The organism is Methylacidimicrobium cyclopophantes (assembly GCF_902143385.2).
Lineage (GTDB): Bacteria > Verrucomicrobiota > Verrucomicrobiia > Methylacidiphilales > Methylacidiphilaceae > Methylacidimicrobium > Methylacidimicrobium cyclopophantes.
In genome coordinates, this window is sequence record NZ_CABFUZ020000015.1 from 1 (window position 1) to 5,380 (window position 5,380).

Here is a 5,380-nt window from a genome sequence, read left to right on the forward strand (position 1 = left end):
AGGCCTTTTCGGCCTCGGACTCCTCATGACGATCTCCATCGGCTACTGCCTCATCGCCAGCCTCGTCGTCCTCCCACAAGTCTTTTGGCTGGTCTGCCGTCGCCGGGAAGCCAAAGCGGCCGCGTCGGCCCCGGAACCGCCGGAGTTTTCCCGATCGACGACAAGCGCCTTCGTAGAGAGTCCGGCCGAGGAGGCTCGCACCCGCAACGGCCGAGCGTAAGCGACCGATCCGCACGATCAGGCCGCATCCCGCCAGACGAAGCGGAGCGGCTTTTCGGCCCACTCTTCCGCGTAGGAGACCCCAATCCGAGGCGTGCGCACGATCGCCTTCTCGGAGACAACGATGCCTTGGTCTTCGACCCAGATCGTCTCACCGAGCAGGGAGAGACCATTGTGCCCCAGATGGACGCCGAGGGCTTCGCAGACCTTGGCCGGGCCGTTTGCCCACTCCCGTTCCGGAACTCCTCCTCTTCTCGCCCGGACCAGGGTATGGCCCTCGACGATCCGGATTCCCCGAATGAGAACGGCCTGGGGCACCCCTTCCGGTCCCGTCACGAAGTTGAGCAGATGGTGCATCCCGTAGCAAAAATAGACATAGGCGACCCCTCCGGCCCGGAAGAGCATCTCGGTCCGCGGCGTCCTGCGATTTCCGTAGGCGTGGCAAGCCTTGTCTTCCGCTCCTCCGTAGGCTTCCGTCTCACAAATCAATCCGCTGACTCGGCCTTCGGACGATTCGCAGATCAGCCGCTTCCCCAGGAAGAATCGGGCACGATCCGCCGGATCGGGCAGGAGAAACTCTTCTTGGGAAAGCTTGCGCCCCGCCGTCATGGAGGTTGGCGTCTTACGAGATGGCTACGGGGATCGCTCTTCGGCGCTCGAAGCGGACGAGCTGCCGATAGCCCACCTCTCGCACCAGTTGGAGTGCCAGATCAAACCGGTAACCCACCTCTTCCGGCCGGTGGGCGTCGGAACTCAGGAGCACCGGGATCCGGCGGCGATGCGCCATTTCCAAGAAGCGCTTCTCCGGGTAGATCTCGCGGGCTTCCTTGCGGAGTCCCGCCGTACTCACCTCGATGGCCAGCCCCGCATCCGCGATGGCATCGACGGCTTCCCGATAGTAGTCATCCAGATCTCCGGAGGGCCTCCTGCCAAATTTCTTCACAAGATCCGGATGGGCAAGGAAATCGAAGAGCCCCGAGCCGGCCATGCGGGTGTACGCCGCAAAATAGAGCCGCCAAACCTCCTCTACGGGTCTCTCTTCCCATTTGGCCAATTTCGCCGGGTTGTCGATATCCCACTGGGGCTCCACATAGTGCACCGATCCGATCAGATAGTCCCATTCGGCCTGCTCGGCCAGAAAGCGGATATGGTCCTCATATCCGGGGAGAAAGTCGCACTCGAGCCCCAGTCGAATCGGAAGGTCGCCTCCGGAGGACTCCTTCGCCTCCTCCACGAGGCCAAGGTAGCGCGGCAGTTCTTCCGGCCCCATCCGCCAATCGTCGAAAGCGGTCGGCATCGGGTTGTGGTCGCTGAATCCCAGCTCTCCTAGCCCCACTTCGCGGGCTCGCCGCACATACTCCTGCGGGCTCCCCACCGCGTGGCGACAAAGCGGGGTATGCACATGGTAGTCGAAGAGCATCGGCTATCCCGATCCACCCCGCTCGAGGATGCTCACCGCCTTTGCGAGCTCCGCGTGCGTGTTATAAAAGTGGGGGGAGAAGCGGATATACTGCCCGCCCCGCCGATCCCACCGAAGCGAGACGAAGATGTTCTGGGCTTTGAGCGCCTCGACGTCGGCGGCAAGGTTGCGCCGGTCGTGCGTCGCCGTCACGATGCCGGATCGGGCCTCCGCGGGAGCTCCCTCCGCCAAAAGGCGCCAGCCGCGCTTGCGCAGTCCCTCCGCCAAAAAGTCGTGAAGGGAGAGGAGCCGCTCCCGGATCGCCTCGATCCCCAGATCGAGCAAGAGCTCCATCGAAGCCCGCATGCCCAGAATTCCAATGGCATAGAGAGCCCCGCACTCGTAGCGCCGTGCGCCTGCCTCGCATTCGATCTCCTCCTGGGCGATGAAACCAGGAGAACGGATGTTCCAGGCGCCGACGAGTGCCGGACGGAGGAGGGATTGCTGCTCCTTGCGTACGTAGAAGATCCCAGCGCCCAACGGGCCCAAGAGCCACTTGTGCGAATCGGCGCTCAGGAAATCGCAATAGGCCGCGTCCATGGGCGCCGCACCCAACGATTGGATCCCGTCGAGGCAGAAGAGTACCCCGCGTCGGCGGAGCTCTTCCCCGATCGTCCGATAATCGAGCAAGTAGCCGGAGAGAAAATGGCAGGTGGCGAGTGCGACGAGGCGCGTGCGAGGACCGACCGCGTTGAGCACCAGCTCCGGGGTGAGTCGGCCCAATCCGGCCGGCTCGAGCCGAACGAGCTTTACCCCCTTCTCCTCCAAGCGCATCCACGGATAGACGTTGGATGGATAATCGTCGGAATAGAAAACAACCTCGTCTCCGGGCCGGAAGTCGATCCCCTGTGCCACCAGATTCAAGCCGAAGGCCGTGGGCCCCACCAGAGCGATCTCGGCCGCATCGGCGTGTAAGAGGCGAGCCGCTACCTGCCGGCTCCGATCGAGCTCGGCAAAAAGCGCTTCGGTCTCTTGCTCCTGGCTCGCACCATCTTCGGCGGCGATTCGGATCCGATCGACGGCCGCCTGGGTGAGCGGGGCGACACCGGCATGCGCGAGAAAGGTCTTGCGCCCGGTCACCGGGAAGAGCCGGGCCCGAAGCTCCGCATCGTTCACAATCCGGTCGATGGTCATTGGGCAACCAACGATGCGGGGAGCTTTTCTCGGATTCGTCGCACGGCTCGGACCACGGCCGCAGCCGCCCAGTCGATCTCTTCTTCGGTGTTGTTCCAACCGAGGGAGAAGCGCACGCTGGCAAATGCCTCTCGGGCACTCAGCCCCATCCCTACGAGCACTCGCGACGGCTTGGCGCTCCCTGTGCTGCAAGCCGATCCGCCCGATGCCAGGATCCCTTGGCGATCGAGCTCGAGCAGCAGTGCTTCGGACTCGACATTCTGAAAACAGAGATTGGAAGTGTTCGGAACGCGCTCGGTTCGGTGGCCGTTGATCCGCACCTCGGTCAGTTCGGAGAGGATTGTCTTTTCGAACTTGTCCCGCAGCTTCCCGACGCGATCCGCGAACCTGCCGACCCGTTCGGCCGCAAGTTCCGCGGCCCGGCCCATGCCCACGATCGCCGCAACATTCTCGGTCCCTGCACGCCGCCCCCGCTCTTGAGAGCCTCCCAAAAGGTAGGGACGAAACGGCACTCCCTCCCGGACGTAAAGGACGCCGACTCCCTTCGGCCCTCCGAACTTGTGGGCGGAAACCGAGAGGAAGTCTATGGGCATTTCCGCTACATGGAGGGGCAATTTGCCCGTCGCCTGGACGGCATCGGTGTGAAAGAGCACCCCGTGCGCCCGGCAAATTTCTCCGATTTCCCGGATCGGAAAGAGCACCCCCGTCTCATTGTTCGCCCACATGACCGAGACGATGGCCGTCTCCGAGCCTATCGCCCGGGCGACGTCCGCCGGATCGAGCCGTCCGTCCGAGCCGACAGGCAACCAGCGGATCCGGTATCCCTCCCGCTCCAGCTCCTGACAGAAACGATAGACCGCCGGATGCTCCACGGCCGTCGTGACTACTTCCCGCTTGCCGGAGGTCCTGAGAGCGGACCGGAGGGCGGAGTTGTCCGATTCTGTGCCTCCGCTCGTGAAAACCAGCGCATCTTCGCCGCAGCCCAAAAGCCCGGCGACTCGCCGGCGGGCGGATTGGAGGGCTTCCTTCGACTCCTGACCGAGGGAATAGAAGCTCGAGGGATTCCCGTAGTAGACCGAAAGGAAGGGAACCATTTCCCGCACCGCCTCCGGAACCATCGCCGTGGTGGCGTTGTTATCCAAATAAATCAATCGCCTGCTCACATTCCACTCTCCTGGCCGCGTTGGTTTCGGCCGGATCCTCTTCCCGGGGTTCCCGGCTCCTTCTCAAAACATCGAACGTTCCGATTCGCACTACAATCAATTGGTCTTTTCCCCGCTCTGTGCAAGACAGAACAGCGATGCGCAAAAGCAGTCCGAAGCCACGGACCGGCCGGTCGCTCCCCCAACGCTCGCGCGGTTCGTCATCCGACCGAGGCTTGCTATCCGAGACCCAAGCCAAAGGCGACGAAGCCCGCGCCGATTGCCAGAGCGCCCCAGGCTGCGGCTCGCAGGGGAGCGGGTCGGGCGAGCGGCTCGCAAACCCGATCGCGGAAGAGATGGGGGAGACTCACGAACAGGATTCCGGCGAACACCCAAAGATAGGCGAGAAGAACGACGGCGATCTTGCCGGAACGATCGCTCAAAAACGCCGCGTCGAGAAGCACGTTCGCCCCAAGTAGCAAGAGGATGGAAAGCCCGCGAACCGAGGGGAAATCCTCGAGGAGCCAAATGGCCAGCGCTCCAAGCGCCAGGGAGACGAAGACGAGTCCGGAACGGAGCCACGAATACTCCCCAAGGTCGATCGTGGCGCAGAGGCTCGCCGCCCAAACGGTGCCAGCCCCCAGCAGGAGCCGGCCGAGCATTCGATTTCTCGGGAATCTTTGCAAAAACCCTTGCGTGCCTGCCGGAAAGAAAATGGCCAGAACCCCGCCCAACCCGTGGAGCAGACCGACGACGAGGGCCACCAGTCCCAGAGAAATATGGTAGATCATAACCGTTTCAAGCCGGCTCCTGCTGGGTGATACAATGCAAGCCCCCGAATCCCCACACAAGATCGCGAGCGGCCACGGGGACCGCCGGACGGTCTCGCACCAGCTCGCCGAGGATCTCTCCCGCAACGGCGTCCATCGGATCGCCGAAAGCGGGGAAGAGGAGCGCTTCGTTGGCAAAATAGAAGTTGGCATACGAAGCGGGGAGGCGCGTCTCGCCTTCATAGATCGGCCCCGGCATCGGAAGGGGCACCACGCGCAGCGTTTCCGGTCCCTTCGTCGCCTCGGCAAGAAGACGTGCGAAATTCTCCTCGAGGGCTGCATGGTTGGGATCCTGGGGGTCTTCGGCGCGCGCAGCCACGATGGTCGACCGGCCGACGAAACGGGCGATCTCATCGACATGCCCGTCGGTATCGTCCCCAACGATTTCTCCTTCGAGCCAGATGATCCGTTCGGCACCCACATATTCGCGCAGCGCCCGCTCCATCCGTTCCCGCGTCATCCCTGGATTGCGGATGGGATCGAGAAGACAGCGGCTCCCCACAAGGAAAAGCCCCTCTCCGTTCGTATCGATTGCTCCTCCTTCCAAGACGATTCCCGGCTCGAAGCAGCGCATTCCGAGGAAAGCGGCGGCCCGC

The 5,380-nt window shown here is 63.2% G+C and carries 7 protein-coding genes; 1 reads left to right on the top strand and 6 read right to left on the bottom strand.

Annotated elements, in window-relative coordinates:
- Positions 1-220 (top strand): hypothetical protein (locus tag FN369_RS10925; RefSeq protein WP_218579988.1); only part of this gene is annotated, 220 nt, incomplete at its 5' end.
- 17 nt (positions 221-237) lie between these two features.
- On the opposite strand, the gene FN369_RS00495 is transcribed toward FN369_RS10925, so the two are convergent.
- The 6 genes from FN369_RS00495 to FN369_RS00520 all read right to left on the bottom strand — a co-directional run.
- On the bottom strand, positions 238-828 hold the full coding sequence (locus tag FN369_RS00495) for a DNA-3-methyladenine glycosylase (protein ID WP_142524266.1): 591 nt from the start codon (positions 826-828) through the stop codon (positions 238-240).
- A 13-nt stretch (positions 829-841) separates the two neighbouring features.
- Positions 842-1,639 (bottom strand): histidinol-phosphatase HisJ family protein, encoded by a 798-nt coding sequence (locus FN369_RS00500; RefSeq protein WP_142524267.1) that lies wholly within the window; start codon positions 1,637-1,639, stop codon positions 842-844.
- Positions 1,640-1,642: 3 nt separating this feature from the next.
- A complete protein-coding gene (locus FN369_RS00505; protein WP_142524268.1) occupies positions 1,643-2,812 on the bottom strand; it encodes an aminotransferase class V-fold PLP-dependent enzyme in 1,170 nt (389 codons plus the stop codon).
- The gene (locus FN369_RS00510; RefSeq protein WP_142524269.1) at positions 2,809-3,975 is read right to left on the bottom strand and encodes a cysteine desulfurase family protein; all 1,167 of its coding nucleotides are present in this window, start codon (positions 3,973-3,975) and stop codon (positions 2,809-2,811) included. Before FN369_RS00510 ends, FN369_RS00505 begins: the two co-directional genes overlap by 4 nt.
- Positions 3,976-4,193: 218 nt before the next feature.
- The gene (locus tag FN369_RS00515; RefSeq protein ID WP_142524270.1) at positions 4,194-4,745 is read right to left on the bottom strand and encodes a hypothetical protein; all 552 of its coding nucleotides are present in this window, start codon (positions 4,743-4,745) and stop codon (positions 4,194-4,196) included.
- Between the two features lie 7 nt (positions 4,746-4,752).
- Positions 4,753-5,380, bottom strand: a 628-nt coding sequence (locus FN369_RS00520; RefSeq protein ID WP_142524271.1) for an agmatine deiminase family protein, incomplete at its 5' end; no start/stop codon positions are given.

What these genes read in the sequence shown, in the direction of transcription:
- FN369_RS00495 (WP_142524266.1), bottom strand. Translation starts at nt 828, where the DNA reads ATGACGGCGGGGCGCAAGCTTTCCCAAGAAGAGTTTCTCCTGCCCGAT.
- FN369_RS00500 (WP_142524267.1), bottom strand. Translation starts at nt 1,639, where the DNA reads ATGCTCTTCGACTACCATGTGCATACCCCGCTTTGTCGCCACGCGGTG.
- FN369_RS00505 (WP_142524268.1), bottom strand. Translation starts at nt 2,812, where the DNA reads ATGACCATCGACCGGATTGTGAACGATGCGGAGCTTCGGGCCCGGCTC.
- FN369_RS00515 (WP_142524270.1), bottom strand. Translation starts at nt 4,745, where the DNA reads ATGATCTACCATATTTCTCTGGGACTGGTGGCCCTCGTCGTCGGTCTG.